The following is a 16,075-nucleotide window of genomic DNA, read 5'->3' as shown; positions in this document are numbered from 1 at the left end:
AGAGTGAGGACCTGGGTGCGGCGCGCGAAGACCCACGAGTCAGCCGCCGATACGCTGGCGCCATGCCGCGAATGATCCCGTCCACCGCCCGGGCGGGAGCCAACTGGTCGGAGCGTCGCCTCTTCGATGCCTTCGCCGGCATGATGGACCGGACCGACTGGGTCGTGTTCCATTCGCTGGTCGTCCGGCAGCACGTCGACAAGCTCATGGGTGAAGCCGACTTCGTCGTGGCGGTGCCCGGGCGCGGCATCCTCGTCATCGAAGCGAAGGCGCCGAAGTCGATCGACTATCGCGACGGGGTGTGGACGCTCGACGGCACGCCCCACCCTCACAAGAGCCCGCTGGAGCAGGTCGACGGCGCTTCGCGCAGCATCCGGTCGTATCTCCTTCGCCAAGGAGTGATCGACGGCGACGAGCCGTTCGCGCGCCTGCTGTGGTTCACCTCGATCGGCCGGCATCAGTTCGGTGATCGCGCGCCGTCCGACCTGAGCTTCTTCGAGTGGGAGCTCGCGTGGGCCGACGACCTCGCTCACCCGGCTGCGATCGTCGAGAAGGTGCTCGACGAGCACATCGGCTGGCACTCCGGAGCCGATCACGTGGACCACGACCCCGCCGGGGTCACGGCCGAGAAGGTGGAGCGCCTCATCGGCGCGCTCGCCCGGGACTTCAGCGTCGAGGCAGACGAGCGGGACGCTCGGCGCGAGGCCGATCGCCGCGAGGCCGCGCTCTTGGCCGAGCAGCGCTTCGCGCTCGAGCTGGTCGCGGACAATCGCGCCGTCTACTTCGACGGGCCCGCCGGCAGCGGCAAGAGCCATCTCGTCGCGCAAGCGGCGATCGATGCGATCAAGCGGGGCGAGAAGACCCTGCTCACGTGCTGGAACGTCGTGATGGCCGATCGTCTGCGTGCGACCACTCGGGTCCTGCCGGGGCCGCTCGCCGTGGGCGACCTCGGATCAGTGATGCTCCGGGTCGCAGGTCTCGCGGAGCACCCCGCCGACGCGTCGAACGACTGGTTCCAGCGCGATCTGCCGACGAAGGCTCTGCAGGCGCTCGCTGGTCACCCCGAGCGCGGTGGCTACCGCAACGTGATCGTCGACGAGTTCCAGGACATCGCAGGCAACCCGCTGCTGCTCGACGTCCTCGCCGCGCTCGCGGCGCCGGATGCGCGATTGATGTTCGCGGGCGATGAGCGACAGCAGATCATGCGCCCCATGGCCGAGCGCGTGGATCCGTTCGAAGTGACCAAGGCGCGAATGCCCGATCTCGTGCGCGCCCGCATCCGCCGCAACTGTCGGCAGGCGCCGGCGCTGGTGGCGAAGGCCGAACTGATCGTCGGGCGACCGTTCGGGCATACGTCGCATCGATTGCCGAGCACGACTCCGGGTGGCGCTGAGCGCATCGCGGCATCGGCGGGCAGCGAAGCGGCGACGCTCGCGGGTGTCGTGAAGCTCCTCGCCCAGCAGTACAGCCTGAGCGACGTCGTCATCCTGAGCCCGTGGGGGTCGCGCTCGCTTGCGGCACGGATTGTGGCCGGCGAGCTCGATGAGCCGGCACACGCCGATGACGTGCGCTGGCTGCGGGCGAACCTCGGGGATGCCGCGGGCCGCGCGCGGTTCGGGTCGATCTCGAAGCTCAAGGGCATCGAGGCGGATGCCGTCATCATCACCGACGTCGGGCCGGATGCTCGCGAATGGGCGCAGAAGCACGAGCTCGATTGGGACGACCTGCTCTACGTCGCGCTGTCTAGGGCGAAGTACCAAGCGGTCGTGATCGAACAGGCAGGGCAGCAATGAGCGGTACCTACGAGAACCTGGCGCTCCGTGGCGACGCGATCGCCGGCGAGGATCTGCGTTTTGCGGAGTTCATCCGCTGTACGTTCATCGACATCACGTGGGCTGGGCGGGATCTCACGGGTGCGGTGTTCGACGACGTCCGATTCGAAGGGGGGAGTGTCGTCGGAGCGCGCTTCGATGAGTGCGAGTTCAGGAACACGACGTTCCGCGAAGTCGATGGGCGCACGTCATCGTTCCGAGACTCCTCGTTCGACCGCTCGCAACTGCTCAACGTGAACCTCGCGCGGGCAACGCTGACCGGCGTCGCTTTCGATCAGGCGACGATTCTCGGTGGACTCCTCGAAGGAGCCGACTTCAGCTTCTCGATCTTCCGGTCGTGCGGATTCAATTGGATCCAAGGAGAGGCCGCGAAGTTCATCGGGTGCGAGTTCGTCGCTCCGACCGCTGCCGGCCAGTCGACGATCGAGGTCGAACTGCCGGTGGCCGACTTCTCGCGCGCGAAGCTGCGGGATGTCACCTGGCCACGGGCGCGACTCGACATGGCGACGTTCATCGGCGCCACACTCGAACGCGTGCTGTTCGCCGATGCGCGCCTGGAGGACGCGGACTTTACGGACGCGACGCTTCACTCGGTGATCTTCGACGGGGCGGACCTGTCTCGAGCGGAGTTCGGTGAGACCGCGCGTGAAGTCAAGTCTCGCGAGTCGACGCTGTTCTTCGTTCCGGAGCAGCCTCGGCCCGCGCGTGTGCGCGACGTCGGGTTCGCGGACGCCGACCTTACCAACGCGCGATTCAACGGTGTGGAGTTGTTGCGGTGCGACCTCAGGGAAGCCAACGCCCTGGCGGCCGAGTTCATGGGCACGCGATTCGCCGATTGCCGACTCGAGGGCCTCGACTGGACCGATGCCGCGCCCGGTTGGCTCACGACGGATGACAGTGTTCGTCGCGCGATGATCGACCTTTTCCTCTCGGAAGACATGGCGCTCCCGTACATACCGCTCGATGAGGGATTCGACATCGTTCAAGACGCCGCGACGCAATTTCGCAGTCCATCCTGGGCGGGCATCGAGCCCGTAGCGCTGTACTTCTTCGAGGGGCTGTCGGCACGTCTGCGCGAGGCGGATCTCGACGACGGGTTCGTGCTCGGCATGAATGGTCACGGGATGAACTCGTATGCGTGGACCTACGCCTGCCGCGGATCGCGCGTGTCGCTCCTGGCCCAGATCCTGCGCGGCAACGTGCATCGCGATGCGGAAAGCCAGACGAGGCGATGGTCGGCGGTGATGCGGGGAGCGGCGCGTCTCTTCGAGCGTTCCTATGCCCAGGCCGATGGCGCGAGACTGCTCATCGAGTTCAGCGACATGCGCGGTATCGCCCAGTGGCGATGGATTCGGGAGGCGGATGCCGCGTTGCCCATCGATCCCGATCCCCGAGCCGTTCAGGTGGATGACCCGCGAATCGTGCGCTGGGAGGGCGACCTGTCGGACATCGAGGGCTTCTTCGGAGCGGCAGCGAAGGAGGCCGACAAGCTCTCGGCCACTCACGGGGAGAGCTGACTAGCGCGGCGCTACTCCTTGGGCTTGGGGAAGGTGATCTCGGTGGTGATCTTGATGCTCCCCACGGCCCTCGTTGACGCGGCGAACGTGCCTCCCACATCGACGAGCTTGGGGAGACCCGCCGACACCTTCAGCGCGCTGTCGATGTTCATCTGCGACTCCTTCGTCGCATCCAGCGTCAGCTGGTAGCGCAACACGGGGTTCTTGCCTCGTCGTAGAGCGACAAGTGCGGTCATCGAGTGCTCGCCGAGGAGATTGTGCTCGCGAATGTATGCGAGCGCCTCGTCTGGATCGGGATCGGAGCCGGCGAAGTCAGTCTCGAGAGCGAGTTGGGCCTTCAGGTCGGATGCAATATCCGCGCTCAGGTGCGCATCCACTCCGACCGTCTTCGCGCCGACCTTCGCTGCTGCCTTCGCATCCCCCGCAGTTCGCTCCACTTTGGCATCGGTGACGCGCAAGGAACGCGCTCCTAGAAACGACGCGACGACAGCGAAGTGGTGGTACTTCGCGACGGCGAACGTCTCGATGGCTTCGGATGCGCTCACATATGTCCCCGTGTCGTAGGGACTTTGAATGAGGAGAGTGCCTGATGCGAGCTGACCCGACTCTTTGAGAAGCTGTCTGGCCGCCGTTGCCCGCTCGTCGTTGACCTCGGGTTCGATCGAGAAGGGGATCACGACAGACTCCGCGTCTTCGAGTTGGTCGATCGTGCTCGGGTCATTGAAGGCGTCGAGATAATCTTGATCGCTCAGCACAGCAATCGATCGGGGTAGGTGCTGCGTAGTTGTGTCGGACGCTCTTGTGTTCATGAAGCACCCCTCCTGTCCGGTGTGTTGTTGCTCCGGCGCGGAGCAGGTCTCACGTACGCAACGGCGGTGACGAGAAGCACGCCGATGATGGCGGCTACCGAAATCCACCAGGTCGCCTGTGTCTTCTTCCGCGCTCGGGCGAGCTCCCTGCCAACGGCGAGCGCGGCGTTGAGCGCTGAAACATCGCATCGCCGATCGACTGCTTCGACTCCCTCGACGACCAGTTGTGCAACCGCGGCGATCGGAGACATGAGTTCGCGCTCGTCCACAACCGCCACTATCGGCGAACGGATCGATCCATCGAGTTCAGCGCCGGCGAACTCGAGTCGGAGCAGACCTTGCCCGAACTGCACTTCCACATCGCCGGAGCGCACTCGTTTCGCGCGTAGCCGGACCGCTGCGCTCTTGTCGCGGAGAGAAGCGAACTCAGGGTTCTCGATCGTAACGGCACTCCCGTTGATGGACGCATCGAGACCCTGGCGCTGGGAGGACTGCGCATATACCGCGATCACTTCACGTACCTCCTCAGGCTCTCGATGACGCGCCGGCGCCCCGCCTCGTCTTTCAGGCTTCCCACGATGAGGTCGGCCTTGTTCAGCTTGATGGCTCCCGACTTAATGGGCCGAGCCTTTCGCACCAGACCCCGGAACGCACGCTCGTCGGTGCCGAACAGTTCGCTCTGATCGGCGTGGGTTCCGATAAGGATGATGCGGGGCGTCTTCGCCTGTGGCGAGAGCCACTTCTTCAGTTGGTTGAGGTCGCGATCGACCAAGTCGACCGTGTCTTTGTCTCCCTGCTCCACGAGGTCGGCGCGAAACAGATAAAGGACGAAGTCGGCGTTGTTGAAGTCTTCCTCCCAGCCCTTGTAGGCATTCGCCGGCGCCCACCCAGGTAGATCGTGTCGCACCCGGTAGCGCACTGCCCGCTTCTCCTGCTGGAGTTCGAACACCCCGCCGGACTCCGGATCCACAGTCGGGCGTGCCGCCGCGGGGCGCTCCTTGCCTAGGAGGGTCTCGAGCAGGGCAGTCTTGCCGACGGACTGTCGCCCGATGATGGCGATACGTTTGCCATCCCACAGTTTGGAAATGCTGTCTACCAGCTTTTCGAGGCGCTGGCGAAACACGACGGTGACGATCGCAACGGCGGCCGCTCCGGCGACGGCGACTCCGCCCTTGATGAGGTTGGCGGGTAACGACATCCTTGCGGTCCTTTGGTACGGGCATGGCGAACGGTTTGGGCCGAAAGGCACGGTAGGGGTCAGCCTAGTCACCTTCGGCCCTAGCTGGTGACGTCGCCCAGCGCGTCTTCAGGCCACGTCCGGGCGTACTGAGCGAGGCCTTCGATGTCTGCGTATACGGTCGAGAACCGGTAGCCGAACCGCTCCTCGAGCTGGTGGCGGATCTCGCGTTTCGCCTCGGCCGAGATCCGATACGTGAAGACGGGCGCGAACGAGTTCGGCAGTCGCCCGCCTCGTACGTGAGCGAGTCGCATGGGCACCGATGCGAACTCGCGAAGTTGCCCGGCGGTCCAGATCGAGTCGCCGTGTACCCCGCCATCCGCTCCGTCGATGGGCACACCGTCGAGGATGAACGCGGCACTCTGCGCTGGGATGCGCGCATGGAGCGCGGGCGGTCGCCAGATCTTGCGGCCGAGACCGGTTCCCCAGTTTGCATGGCGACGCGCCGAGTCACTCTTGAGTTGGTGCCAGCGCGGGGTGTTGGTGTTCCACAGCGAGTTGAGCTGCAACGGTTTGTTGCCGTCGACGAAGACGAGCAAGCGTGCCGCCTTGTGATCGGTCTTGTCGTTGCGCGCCGTCGCAAACCAGGCGGCGATGAGCGGGTTCATCGTCACATCGAGCAGGCGAGTGGGAACACCCACGTGCTGCATCTGCGCGAGCAGTGGGAGAGACGAGATACCGTCCATCCGCCAATCCACGCGGGCGCGCCACAGCAGATTGCGTTCGGCGCGCACGAGTTCGTCCTCGGTCGCGGGTCTGCCCTGCAGTTCGCTCACGGCGCGGTGCAGTGAGCTCTGCAGCCCCCAGCTCGCGTCGGACTGGCCGCGCCAGACGAAGCGCTCCGTCTCGTAGGTCGACGTGAGGTGGTTGACCTCGGCCTGAAACGACTCCCACCCGTCGATGTCGATCTGCCACTCGTGGAACAGGCGGTTGGCGTCGATCGCGGGCAGCGTCATGGCGCGATCCTCGCAGGAGGTGCGTCGATGGATGCCGAGACACGCGCGACCGCGCTACGCAAGAACTCCTGCGGCGCGAAGCCCGGCAGCGTCGCGCGCACGTCCTTCCAGGCCTCGTCCAGCGGCCGGCCGCGATGGCGGACGCTGTAGAGCGCCGCGACAGCCGCCGTGCGGCTGCGACCCTCGGCACAGTGGACGAAGACCACCCTGCCCTCGGTCCGGAGTGCGGCGATGGCATCCACCGCATCCGTCAACACGAAGTCCAGGTTGGTGTTGTGATCGGGTCGATCGACGAGCCACACCTGCACGCTCTCCAGGCCCGCGGGAACCTGGCGGGTGCCCACGCGGCACAGCGATACGACGGCATCCACCTCAGAAGGCAGGCGATCGAGCGCCGCGAGCGAGCCGATCCAGACGCTGTCATCGTGCGGATGCGGGAACAGCCAGTCGCTCTCGCTCGAGAAGGAGATGCGCGCAGCGGTCGGCCAGCCTTCGCGATCAGCACGCCCACCGCGGGCGGCGAGCACCGCGAGCCGCACGAGGTCGTCCGCGCGCAGTCCGGGCCAGCCGTGCAGGCCGCGCTTCCACGCGATCGGCATGGCCGAACCGCCGAACACCGCACCGGCGAGCGAGCCCGCGATCGCGGCGACCGTGTCGGCATCGCCCCCGCCGCGCACGGCGCGCTCGACGGCATCCTGCAGCGATCCGGCACCGGCGACGGCGGCGAGCGCGGCTTGAAAGGCACGCACGACCCATCCGTTCCCCTCGCGGAAGTCGCGGGGATGGATGCCGGGGGCAAGCGCTTCATCGATGAGGTCGGACCACCGCGCCCGACGCTCGCGCGGAACCCACGCGAGCTGCGCGCGCACGTCGAGGTCGCCCGACAGCACGGCGTGCCGGATCGCGAGGCACCACAGCGCGCAGGCGTCGGCGTTGTCGTCGTCCCAGTGCGTCAGGCGCGCGATGCGCCCCGCCGCATCCGTGAGGTCGACCTCATCGCGGTCGAGGTAGCCGAGCGCGAGCGGTCCGGTGCGCATGAGGGAGCCGTTGCCGCTTGTGCGACCGTTCATCCGGTGAAGCTGCTCGGAGCGCTCGAGGGCGGTCGCCGCGGTCGGCGTGACGAGGTGCGAGAGCACGCTCCGCGTCTGGGTGCCGACATCCTTCGCCGTCCGCGACCACTCCTGCCACTGCGCGACGATCTCGTCGAGGGTCGCAGCGTCGTCCATGCGATGACCGTCCGCGAGGGCGCGGAGGATCGGCATCGCCATACTCGTGTCATCCGTCCACTCGCCGACGGCGTGGCCGAAGCATCCTGTCCCGAACTCGGGCACGACGTCGTCTGCGAGCGCCGGACCGAACTCGTACTGTGATCCGAGGGCGTCGCCCGCGGCCGAGGCGAGAACGGTGCCCACGGCGCGGTCGAGCTGTTGAGGTGAGAAGTGGGTCATCGGGCGCTCCCTCCGGTCGGTCCGCCGAACAGCTCGCACGGAATCGTCTCCTTCACTCCGTCGCCCATGGTGCCCTCCTCGATTTAACGCACTATCGCGCAATAAGTCGATGATGGCACGAGGATCGGACATTACGCAAGAGTGCGTAAAATGAGAGATTCGGATCGCCGCGTGGACGTCGGAGCGACAGCGCGCCAGGATCGGAGCATGGCTCAGCTCCCTGCATCCATCGCCGCCTTCATCGATGCGACCAACGCCGGCGACTCCGACGCGTTCGTCGACGCTTTCGCCGAGGACGGCACGCTCGACGACTGGGGGCGCGTCGCGCGCGGGCACGACGGCATCCGGCAGTGGGATCGCACCGACAACATCGGCAAGCGCTCGCACTTCGACCTCGTCGACATCGCCGAGGAGGCGCCGGGCACCTACCTCGTGCACCTGAAGGTCACGGGCGACGGGTTCAACGGCACGAGTCCGTTCCGGTTCACGCTCGCGGGCGACAAGATCGCGAGCGTCGTCATCGTTCCGGACTGAGCGCGTGTGTGGGAGTGTCCGAGGCTCCCCGTACCTTCGACAGTGACGAGAGGAAGCGCAACATGGCACAGGTGGTCTGGTTCGACATTCCGGTCAGCGACATGACGCGAGCGATCGCGTTTTACGAGGCGCTCACGGGCGAGCAGCTCGTCCGGCTGCCCGTCGGGCCTGAGAAGGAGACGGCGATCATCCCGGCGAGTGACGGAGGATCAGCGGGATGCCTCTTCCTCGCGCCCGAAGACGAACCGTCGCACTTCGGCTCGCGCGTGTACTTCGACGCGAGCCCGTCGATCGACGAATGGATCGCGCGCGCCGAAGCGGCGGGCGGAAGCATCCTGGTTCCGAAGACCGAGATCGGCGGCGGGCGCGGAGTCTTCGCCTATATCGAAGACTCCGAGGGCAACCGGATCGGGCTGAACGCGCAGGCGTGATTCACTGACCGGGAGACTGCGCCTGCTCGTCGGGGTGGTTCGGGGTCCAGCCGTACCAGCCGCCGTCGGCCTGCGCCACGGTCCACTCTCCGCACGCGAAGGCGGTGTCCAAGGCGTAGACATCGGGAGCGCCGTCGATCGCGAGCGTCGGCCCGGACTGGCGGTCGATCTCGGCGCAGACGGTCGGATCGAGGGTGGCGGCGCTGTCGAGCAGTACGACGACGTCGGTGGACTTCTCGCGAGTGGACGCGACGGTGCGGATGTTCGTCGCGTCGGACGGGATCCAGTCCGCCGTGAGCTCGCTGTCGGCCAGTGCTCCGACGTCGTCGTACGTCGCGGAATGCCGCTGGTAGACGGCCCCTTCGATGGCGGAGCATCCGGTGAGTGCGAGGGCGACGGTGGCGGCGGAGATGACGGTGAGAAGGATGCGGTGATGAGGCATGCATCCAGCCTCCGCATCGACGGCAGGCGGCGCGTCCGTCTCGAGACGTATCCGGTACCGCCGCCGGATGTAGATCTCAGCGAGCGAACAGTCGACGCATCCTGCCCCGTGCCAGCATGCCCAAGACGAGGGAGGCGAAGGCGTCCACGAGATCGATCGGCAGGATCCGCACCCGCGAGCGTATCGAGCGGGTTTCACCCCGTCCCGGCCCAGCGGGCGATCTCGCGCTCAAATTGCGGCAGAGCCGCCGTGACATCTTCGGGCGACGTGAAGGTGATGACCGCGCGGTTGTGGCCTGCCCACCGAAGCCGACCGCCGAGGTCTCCGAGCTCGATGGCGTGTCGCTCGGGCTTGGGCTTCGCTCCCGTGTGGAGGATGACCTGCAGCACCCCCGGGCGCCGCATGCTGAAGGTGGCGAAGTCGTCGTCCAGCGCGAAGTTCGGCGCCTGCCATTTGATGCTCTCGGTCGCCGCCGGCACGACACGGAGAATGGATGCCCGCACCTCCCGCGCGGCGTCGGTCATCGCGTGCGACTGCTCATCGAACCAGGCATCCACCACACTCTGTTCAACGCTCACTCGTCGATTCTGGCGTGAGAATGCGTTCATGCCCGGCCTTCGGCGGTTCTCGCCCCGCGACTCTCTCGATGAGGGTTCCGGAGGGGAGGGATGCCCCGCAGTGGCGCTCGCCGTGGCGCTCCGCTCTGCCGGTCGAGAATCCGGGACTCGTACGCACTGTAGGAGGTCGAAATGATCGAATATGGATCGCACTTCTATTGCATTCAGTAGTAGATATGTTCTAGTATGAGTGCATGAACTCCCGTCCCTCCATCGAAGTTGAGGACACCGACTTCGGGCCCGACACGGTGGATCGCATGGTCGAGGTCGCCGACATGATGACGGTGCTCGCGGCGGAGCGATTGATGGCGGTCGCGGTGCTGCACGCCGAGGCTCGAGAGCGTGGGCCGCGGATGTCGGCCGAGATCCTCGATCGTTCGGTTCGGCTCGAGATCGCTTCCGAGTTGCGCATCACGGAGTACGCGGCGGGGGAGCTTCTCGCGCTGGCGGATGGCGTTGTGCATCGTTATCCGGCTGTCTACGACGTGCTGCATCGCGCTGAGATGACCGAGAAGCACGCCCAGATCCTGATCACCGCAGTCGACAGCGTTGATCCACCTCTGCGGGCTCAGGTGCTCGATGAGGGGATGACGCTGGCGACCGAGTTGCCGGTCGGTTCGTTTCGGCGGGCGATGCGTGCGCTCGTCGATCGGGTGCGCGCGGTGTCCCTCGTCGAGCGGCACAGTCAAGCGGTCGCGGGTCGTCGGGTCTACATCGAGCCGGTGGATGACGCGATGTCGTGGCTGCACGCGCTGATCCCGTCGGTTGAGGCCCATGCGATTCAACAGCGGCTCACCGGCATCGCCGGCGCGATCGTCGGGCGCCGGTCGGAGTCCGAGTCCGGCTCAGGTGCCGACTCTGACGTAGCGGCGGACGACACGCGGACGACCGACCAGGTGCGCGCCGACGCGCTCTCGGACCTGCTCATCGATGGCGACACGACCCTGCTTCCCGACGCCGCACGCGGTGTGCGGGCGAGCGTCGTGGTGACCGTCCCGGTGATGTCACTGCTCGGCAGCGACGCTCCAACCGAGCCGGCGACGGTCGAGGGTGTCGGGCCGATCCCGATCGACCGCGCGCGCGAGTTGTGTGGGGGAGCGGACGGGTGGATGCGAGTCCTCACGCATCCCGAGACCGGCATGGTCCTCTCGGTATCCCGCGATCGCTACTCGCCCCCGCCGTCGCTGCGGAAGCTCGTGAAGTGGCGATCGGCGCGGTGCATGGCGCCCGGATGCGGTGTCCCCGCCAGCAGGTGTCAGATCGATCACACGCTCGCCTGGGAACACGGCGGCGAGACCTCGCTCTGGAACAGCGCTCCGCTCTGCCAGGGGCATCACACGATCAAGCACCACGGGAGCTGGGTCGTGCAGCAGATCGACGGCTCCGGCGGGGCGATCGAATGGACCTCGCCCTCCGGGCGAAGGTATGTGGTGAAGCCCGAACGGCCGATGCCCGCGTTCCGCCCGAGCGACGAGCCCCCACCGTTCTAGTGCACCTTGGTTCACAACGCGCCGGCTCTCCGCGACTTCGGCGTGGATGTGCGCGTCCGCCTCGCTCGGCGCGTCTACGTGCCGACGGAGCCGTGAGTTCGGCGGTGATCCTGGACGTCGGCGTCTACGCGCCGATGGGTCCGTGATTCCTGCGGTGATCCTCGACGTCGGGCTCCGCGCGCAGCGCGTCGGCGATCGACTCTTCCGGGCGCGGCGGGACGGTCTCGTCGTCTTCGATCTCGGGAATGCTCGGCTCGCCGGGCGCGGGTACGTGATGGGCGGGATCCTGAGCAGCTGACACGAGGCATCCTCCGTTCGACGATACGCACACATGCTACGCCGGCCGCGCGATCCGTCCGCGCTCGGTAGTGTGGGCCTCGACGAGGGGATGCCCGTGATCGCGCGGTTCGAAGAGCTCGACTGGCAGCCCACGCCGATGGGCGACCTGACGCTACGGCGACGATCGGAGCCGGCCGTCGGCGCAGAAGTGTACGAGGTCAAGCTCGGCGACGAGTACCTGATGTCGAGCCTCTTCACGGTTGCCGAGATCGCGCTCGCCGATCTCGGACTCGCCGCCGCGACGGGCGACGAGCTGAACGTCCTCGTCGGCGGCCTCGGGCTGGGCTACACAGCGGTGGCCGCACTGCGCGACCGGCGGGTCACCGCGCTCACCGTGATCGACCGCCTCGACGCGGTGATCGGCTGGCACGAACGGATCCTGCTGCCCGTGTCATCCGAACTCGTCGGCGACCCGCGCACGTCGCTCGTCAGCGACGACTTCTTCGAACGGATGCGGCGACCGCCCACCGGCGCTCACTACGACGCGATCCTGCTGGACGTCGACCACTCACCGAGGCACCAGCTCGATCCGAGTCACGCCGACCTGTATCGCGCTCCCGGCCTGCGCGCACTCGATCGACACCTGACGGGCGGCGGGGTGTTCGCCCTCTGGTCCGACGACCCGCCCGATCCGGAGTTCATGACCGAACTCGCCGCCGTGTTCGACGACGCAACCGCGCACGTCGTCGACTTCGACAACCCCGTCACGGGTGGGACGTCCTCCAACACCGTGTACGTGGCATCCTCCCGACGCACCTGAACCTGTTCTGCTCTGTCGTAGACGACGAGAGCGCGAGCGTCGTCATCGTTCTGGATCGAGCTCGGCCGGCGGCGTCGGAGGCCCCCGATAGGTTCGAATCGATCGGGGATCGACGAACGGGGAGGTCGATCGAGGGTCGATGAACGGAAAGGTCGATCGGGGATCGACGAACAGGAAAGACGAACAGGAAGGGCAACTGTGCGGGCGGGAACGGCGCTGGGGGCGGTCGTCGCGGGCATCGCGATGGTGGTCGCGCTGTCTGCGTGCGTGCCGACCCCGGCTACACAGGTCGTCGCGACGGCGGCGCCCGAGGCATCCATCGACTCGACACCTGCGGCATCCATCGTCGAGACCGCGACCTTCCTCGATGTCGTAGACGGCGACACGATCGAGACGAGCGCGGGCACGGTGCGCATCATCGGGATCGACACCCCCGAGCGGGGCGAATGCGGCGACGCGCCGGCGAGCGAGGCGATCGCGGATGCCGTGGCTGCCGGAGACGCCGTCACCCTCGAGCTGCCGGAAGGGCAGAACGAGCAAGACCGGTACGGGCGTCTCCTGCGCTATGTGACGACCGCGAGCGGCGTCGACCTGGGGCTCCTTCAGTTGCGGGCGGGCAACGCCGTCGCGCGGTACGACTCGACCGACGGGTATCCGGCGCATCCGCGAGAGCCCGACTACCGCGCGGCACAGGTCGCGACGCTCGGGCCCGACGGCGGAGTGATCGCCACGGGATGCCAGGATGCCGCGCCAGTCGACTCATCACCAGGACGAGCGGCAGGCTAGAGCCTGCGACACGGAGCGCAGCTCGCAGCCGTCATCCGGCGTCTCATGACGACGCCCGGCGTCACTCTGGAATGAGCCCCGCGGCGCGTCGCTAACGTCGTGCCTCATGATCCAGCTCGAAGCCCTCACGAAGGTGTTCGGCGATGGTCCCGACGCGACCACCGTACTCGACCACCTCGACTTCGCCGTGCCATCGGGTCAGATCGCCGCGGTCGTCGGTCCGTCGGGCGCGGGCAAGTCGACGCTCGCGCAGTGCGTGACGCTGCTCGAGCGCCCGACCTCTGGGCGGGTCGTCGTCAACGGCGACGACCTGACGGCGTTCGGCGAACGCGACCTGCGGGTCGCCCGCCGCCGCATCGGCACGATCTTCCAGTCCGACGGACTCTTCGCCCGGCGGACGGCGGCCGAGAACGTGGCGCTCCCGCTGCAGTTCCTGGGCGTCACGGCGGCCGAGTCGCGTGCGCGCGTCGCCGAGCTGCTCGACCGCGTCGGGCTCGCCCACAAGGCAGGGCACTACCCGCATCAGCTGTCGGGCGGCCAGCGCCAGCGCATCGGCATCGCCCGCGCTCTCGCCCTGCGCCCGAGCGTCCTGCTGTCGGACGAAGCGACCTCGGGACTCGACCCGGATTCGACGGCGACGATCGTCGCGCTGCTGAAGGAACTGCGCGACGAGCTCGGTCTGTCGATCCTGTTCATCACGCACGAGATGGACACCGTCGTGCAGATCGCCGACACCGTTGCTCGGCTCGACCACGGCCGGATCGTCGAGTCGGGACGCATCGTCGACCTGCTGCGCGATGCATCCTCGCTCCTCGGAGACCAGCTGCGTCCCGCGCGTGCCGCCGCGGCCGCTGAGGACGGCGACGTCGCGATCGATGTCAGCTATACGACGGCCGTCGACGGTGACTGGGTGGCGCGCGTGTCGCGCGAGCTCGGCGCCGACCTGCGCCTGCTGGGTGCGTCGATCGAGCAGGTGCACGGCGCCACTGTCGGAACCGCCCGCGTCGCCGTGCCGTCCGCCGCCTACGCGCGAGCGCTGCCGCTGCTCGCCGCGGCGGGTCTGACGGCCCGTGCCGCGGAGCCGATCCGCACGACGAGCTTCACCGACGCGGAAGACGCGGAAGACGCGGAAGACCTGGAGGCCGTCGCATGATCGGGTTCCCCGTGCGCGCGCAGAACGTTCCCATCCCCGAGATCCCCGCGCTGATCATCCCGGCGATCGGAGACACGCTGATCATGGTCGGGATCACGATGATCATCGTCGTCCTGGTCGGGGTGCCACTGGGGGCCACGCTCTTCAACCTCGCTCCCGGCGGGCTGTTCCCGCACCGCTCGTCGCACGTGACGCTCAGCTGGGTCGTGAGCATCGGTCGATCGCTGCCGTTCCTCGTGCTCATGGCGGCGATCATCCCGTTCACACGGCTCATCACCGGCACGAACATCGGCATCCCCGCCGCCGTCGTGCCCATGTCGATCGCCGGCATCGCATTCTTCACGCGCATCGTCGAGAACTCGCTGCGCAGCGTGCCCGTCGAACGCTCCCGCGTCGCGATCGCGTCCGGCGCTTCGCCCCTGCAGACCATCTGGCACGCGCAGCTCGCCGAAGCAGTGCCGTCGATCGTCGGGGGCCTCACGATCAACACGATCGCGATGATCGAGTACTCCGCGATCGCCGGCACGATCGGCGCCGGCGGTATCGGCTACGTCGCCGTCACGTACGGCTACCAGCGCTTCGACAACGCCGTGATGGTCGCCACGATCATCGTGCTCGTCGCCCTCGTCGCGCTCGTGCAGTTCGCCGGCGACCGCGCGGTCCGGGCGCTCACCCCCTCGGCACGACAGTCGCGCCGGCTCACCCTCGCGGCTTGAATCCGTCCTTCCTCACACACCGGAGACCAGCATGTCCACCACAGCGACCCAGACCCCGCTCACCCCGAACGACGACCACGGATTCACCGTCCGGCGACGAAAGCGCTGGCCGTTCATCGTCGGCGGCATCGTCATCGTCCTCGGCATCGCGGCGGCGATCATCCTGCCGCGGGTCATCGGCACGACCTCGCCCAACCTCGTCGAGGGCGCGACCCTCACGATCGTCACCGCCGAGGGCAACGCCGCAGAAGAAGCCCTCGTGCAGTTCGTCGCCGACGAGGTGGCGCCCGACTACGGGATCACGGTGCAGTTCAAGGGTCTCTCCGACAGCACGACCCTCAACCGTGCCGTGAGCGACGGTGAGGTCGCGGGCACCGTCTACCAGCACAAGCTCTGGCTCTCGCAGGTGCTCGAGGCCAATCCGGACTTCCGTGAAGAGGCCGCGACGCCGGTCTTCCGCTGGGGCTTCGGGCTGTGGAGTGACGAATACACGTCGGTGGAGCAGATTCCGGATGGCGCGAACATCTCGCTCTACTCGGACCCCGCCAACGAGGCCCAGGGCCTGTGGGTCCTGGAGCGCGCCGGACTCATCGAGCTCGACCCGTCCATCGACAAGTGGTCGGCGACGCAGGATGACATCGTCTCCAACCCGAAGAACCTCACCTTCACGCTGCTCGACTTCGCCGCGCAGTCGCGGTCGCTCGCCGACCTCGACGCCGCCGTGGGCTACACCGAGTACTACCTCGCCGCCGGCATCCCGATCGAGCAGCAGATCTACGCGCCCGCCGCGCCCGACGAGTTCGCCGGCCAGCTCACGATCGGCTCGGACTACGCCGACGCCCCCAACATCCAGAAGCTCGTCGCGGCATTCCAGGACCCGAAGGTGCAGGAGTTCCTCGCGACGGACCCGCGCGTGAAGGGCATCCTGCTCCCGCTCGACGCGGAGTAGCACGGGGCGGATGCCCGGGGCCTGAGGTTCCGGGCATCCCGCCTCCGTTCGACGCCGCC

Annotated in this window: 18 protein-coding genes; 10 read left to right on the top strand and 8 right to left on the bottom strand. The window is 67.4% G+C overall.

All coding sequences use genetic code 11. From position 1 onward, the window contains the following. Positions 1-62 precede the first annotated feature (62 nt). Positions 63-1,793, top strand: coding sequence for a nuclease-related domain-containing DEAD/DEAH box helicase (locus MA876_RS15975; protein ID WP_248151774.1), 1,731 nt, complete (start codon positions 63-65; stop codon positions 1,791-1,793). After that, positions 1,790-3,349 (top strand): pentapeptide repeat-containing protein, encoded by a 1,560-nt coding sequence (locus MA876_RS15970; RefSeq protein WP_248151772.1) that lies wholly within the window; start codon positions 1,790-1,792, stop codon positions 3,347-3,349. Before MA876_RS15975 ends, MA876_RS15970 begins: the two co-directional genes overlap by 4 nt. Before the next feature lie 11 nt (positions 3,350-3,360). On the opposite strand, the gene MA876_RS15965 is transcribed toward MA876_RS15970, so the two are convergent. From MA876_RS15965 to MA876_RS15945, 5 genes are all read right to left on the bottom strand, one after another. Continuing rightward, on the bottom strand, positions 3,361-4,104 hold the full coding sequence (locus MA876_RS15965) for a hypothetical protein (RefSeq protein ID WP_248151770.1): 744 nt from the start codon (positions 4,102-4,104) through the stop codon (positions 3,361-3,363). Between the two features lie 50 nt (positions 4,105-4,154). Beyond that, positions 4,155-4,670, bottom strand: a complete 516-nt coding sequence (locus MA876_RS15960) for a hypothetical protein (protein ID WP_248151768.1) — start codon at positions 4,668-4,670, stop codon at positions 4,155-4,157. After that, complete coding sequence (locus MA876_RS15955) at positions 4,667-5,356, bottom strand: GTPase domain-containing protein (RefSeq protein ID WP_248151766.1); 690 nt, start codon at positions 5,354-5,356, stop codon at positions 4,667-4,669. Before MA876_RS15955 ends, MA876_RS15960 begins: the two co-directional genes overlap by 4 nt. Before the next feature lie 80 nt (positions 5,357-5,436). Further along, positions 5,437-6,351, bottom strand: coding sequence for an FRG domain-containing protein (locus MA876_RS15950; RefSeq protein WP_248151764.1), 915 nt, complete (start codon positions 6,349-6,351; stop codon positions 5,437-5,439). Beyond that, positions 6,348-7,799 carry an ADP-ribosylglycohydrolase family protein gene (locus MA876_RS15945; protein ID WP_248151761.1) on the bottom strand — a complete coding sequence of 484 codons (1,452 nt, stop codon included), beginning with the start codon at positions 7,797-7,799 and terminating at the stop codon, positions 6,348-6,350. The genes MA876_RS15950 and MA876_RS15945 overlap by 4 nt, the downstream gene beginning before the upstream one ends. 207 nt (positions 7,800-8,006) lie before the next feature. On the opposite strand from MA876_RS15945, the gene MA876_RS15940 reads away from it, so the two are divergent. Further along, a complete protein-coding gene (locus MA876_RS15940) occupies positions 8,007-8,333 on the top strand; it encodes a nuclear transport factor 2 family protein (RefSeq protein WP_248151760.1) in 327 nt (108 codons plus the stop codon). A 62-nt stretch (positions 8,334-8,395) separates the two neighbouring features. Further along, positions 8,396-8,764: a VOC family protein gene (locus MA876_RS15935; RefSeq protein WP_248151759.1), complete on the top strand. Its 369-nt coding sequence runs from the start codon at positions 8,396-8,398 to the stop codon at positions 8,762-8,764. 1 nt (position 8,765) lies between these two features. On the opposite strand, the gene MA876_RS15930 is transcribed toward MA876_RS15935, so the two are convergent. Both MA876_RS15930 and MA876_RS15925 read right to left on the bottom strand, forming a co-directional pair. Next, positions 8,766-9,206 (bottom strand): hypothetical protein, encoded by a 441-nt coding sequence (locus MA876_RS15930; RefSeq protein ID WP_248151752.1) that lies wholly within the window; start codon positions 9,204-9,206, stop codon positions 8,766-8,768. Between the two features lie 194 nt (positions 9,207-9,400). Next, complete coding sequence (locus MA876_RS15925) at positions 9,401-9,784, bottom strand: DUF1801 domain-containing protein (protein ID WP_248151750.1); 384 nt, start codon at positions 9,782-9,784, stop codon at positions 9,401-9,403. A 233-nt stretch (positions 9,785-10,017) separates the two neighbouring features. On the opposite strand from MA876_RS15925, the gene MA876_RS15920 reads away from it, so the two are divergent. Beyond that, entirely contained in the window at positions 10,018-11,313 is a 1,296-nt protein-coding gene (locus tag MA876_RS15920) for an HNH endonuclease signature motif containing protein (RefSeq protein WP_248151748.1), read from the top strand. Between the two features lie 124 nt (positions 11,314-11,437). On the opposite strand, the gene MA876_RS15915 is transcribed toward MA876_RS15920, so the two are convergent. Beyond that, positions 11,438-11,614 carry a hypothetical protein gene (locus tag MA876_RS15915; RefSeq protein ID WP_248151746.1) on the bottom strand — a complete coding sequence of 59 codons (177 nt, stop codon included), beginning with the start codon at positions 11,612-11,614 and terminating at the stop codon, positions 11,438-11,440. A gap of 87 nt (positions 11,615-11,701) precedes the next feature. On the opposite strand from MA876_RS15915, the gene MA876_RS15910 reads away from it, so the two are divergent. From MA876_RS15910 to MA876_RS15890, 5 genes are all read left to right on the top strand, one after another. Beyond that, on the top strand, positions 11,702-12,412 hold the full coding sequence (locus MA876_RS15910) for a polyamine aminopropyltransferase (protein ID WP_248151873.1): 711 nt from the start codon (positions 11,702-11,704) through the stop codon (positions 12,410-12,412). A 198-nt stretch (positions 12,413-12,610) separates the two neighbouring features. Then, positions 12,611-13,198: a thermonuclease family protein gene (locus tag MA876_RS15905; protein WP_248151744.1), complete on the top strand. Its 588-nt coding sequence runs from the start codon at positions 12,611-12,613 to the stop codon at positions 13,196-13,198. 106 nt (positions 13,199-13,304) lie between these two features. Continuing rightward, positions 13,305-14,351: a methionine ABC transporter ATP-binding protein gene (locus MA876_RS15900; protein WP_248151742.1), complete on the top strand. Its 1,047-nt coding sequence runs from the start codon at positions 13,305-13,307 to the stop codon at positions 14,349-14,351. Further along, the gene (locus MA876_RS15895) at positions 14,348-15,067 is read left to right on the top strand and encodes a methionine ABC transporter permease (protein WP_248151740.1); all 720 of its coding nucleotides are present in this window, start codon (positions 14,348-14,350) and stop codon (positions 15,065-15,067) included. Before MA876_RS15900 ends, MA876_RS15895 begins: the two co-directional genes overlap by 4 nt. Positions 15,068-15,098: 31 nt before the next feature. Next, the gene (locus tag MA876_RS15890) at positions 15,099-16,016 is read left to right on the top strand and encodes a MetQ/NlpA family ABC transporter substrate-binding protein (protein WP_248151733.1); all 918 of its coding nucleotides are present in this window, start codon (positions 15,099-15,101) and stop codon (positions 16,014-16,016) included. The last annotated feature ends 59 nt before the right edge of the window (positions 16,017-16,075 follow it).

The sequence above is a fragment of the Microbacterium aoyamense genome, assembly GCF_023155855.1.
Classification (GTDB): domain Bacteria; phylum Actinomycetota; class Actinomycetes; order Actinomycetales; family Microbacteriaceae; genus Microbacterium; species Microbacterium aoyamense.
This window is presented reverse-complemented; position numbering and strand designations above follow the sequence as displayed.

Coding starts and splice junctions, on each gene's coding strand:
- MA876_RS15900 (WP_248151742.1), top strand. CDS start 13,305: ATGATCCAGCTCGAAGCCCTCACGAAGGTGTTCGGCGATGGTCCCGAC.
- MA876_RS15935 (WP_248151759.1), top strand. CDS start 8,396: ATGGCACAGGTGGTCTGGTTCGACATTCCGGTCAGCGACATGACGCGA.
- MA876_RS15895 (WP_248151740.1), top strand. CDS start 14,348: ATGATCGGGTTCCCCGTGCGCGCGCAGAACGTTCCCATCCCCGAGATC.
- MA876_RS15945 (WP_248151761.1), bottom strand. CDS start 7,799: ATGACCCACTTCTCACCTCAACAGCTCGACCGCGCCGTGGGCACCGTT.
- MA876_RS15955 (WP_248151766.1), bottom strand. CDS start 5,356: ATGTCGTTACCCGCCAACCTCATCAAGGGCGGAGTCGCCGTCGCCGGA.
- MA876_RS15890 (WP_248151733.1), top strand. CDS start 15,099: ATGTCCACCACAGCGACCCAGACCCCGCTCACCCCGAACGACGACCAC.
- MA876_RS15975 (WP_248151774.1), top strand. CDS start 63: ATGCCGCGAATGATCCCGTCCACCGCCCGGGCGGGAGCCAACTGGTCG.
- MA876_RS15930 (WP_248151752.1), bottom strand. CDS start 9,206: ATGCCTCATCACCGCATCCTTCTCACCGTCATCTCCGCCGCCACCGTC.
- MA876_RS15950 (WP_248151764.1), bottom strand. CDS start 6,351: ATGACGCTGCCCGCGATCGACGCCAACCGCCTGTTCCACGAGTGGCAG.
- MA876_RS15970 (WP_248151772.1), top strand. CDS start 1,790: ATGAGCGGTACCTACGAGAACCTGGCGCTCCGTGGCGACGCGATCGCC.
- MA876_RS15910 (WP_248151873.1), top strand. CDS start 11,702: ATGCCCGTGATCGCGCGGTTCGAAGAGCTCGACTGGCAGCCCACGCCG.
- MA876_RS15920 (WP_248151748.1), top strand. CDS start 10,018: ATGAACTCCCGTCCCTCCATCGAAGTTGAGGACACCGACTTCGGGCCC.
- MA876_RS15940 (WP_248151760.1), top strand. CDS start 8,007: ATGGCTCAGCTCCCTGCATCCATCGCCGCCTTCATCGATGCGACCAAC.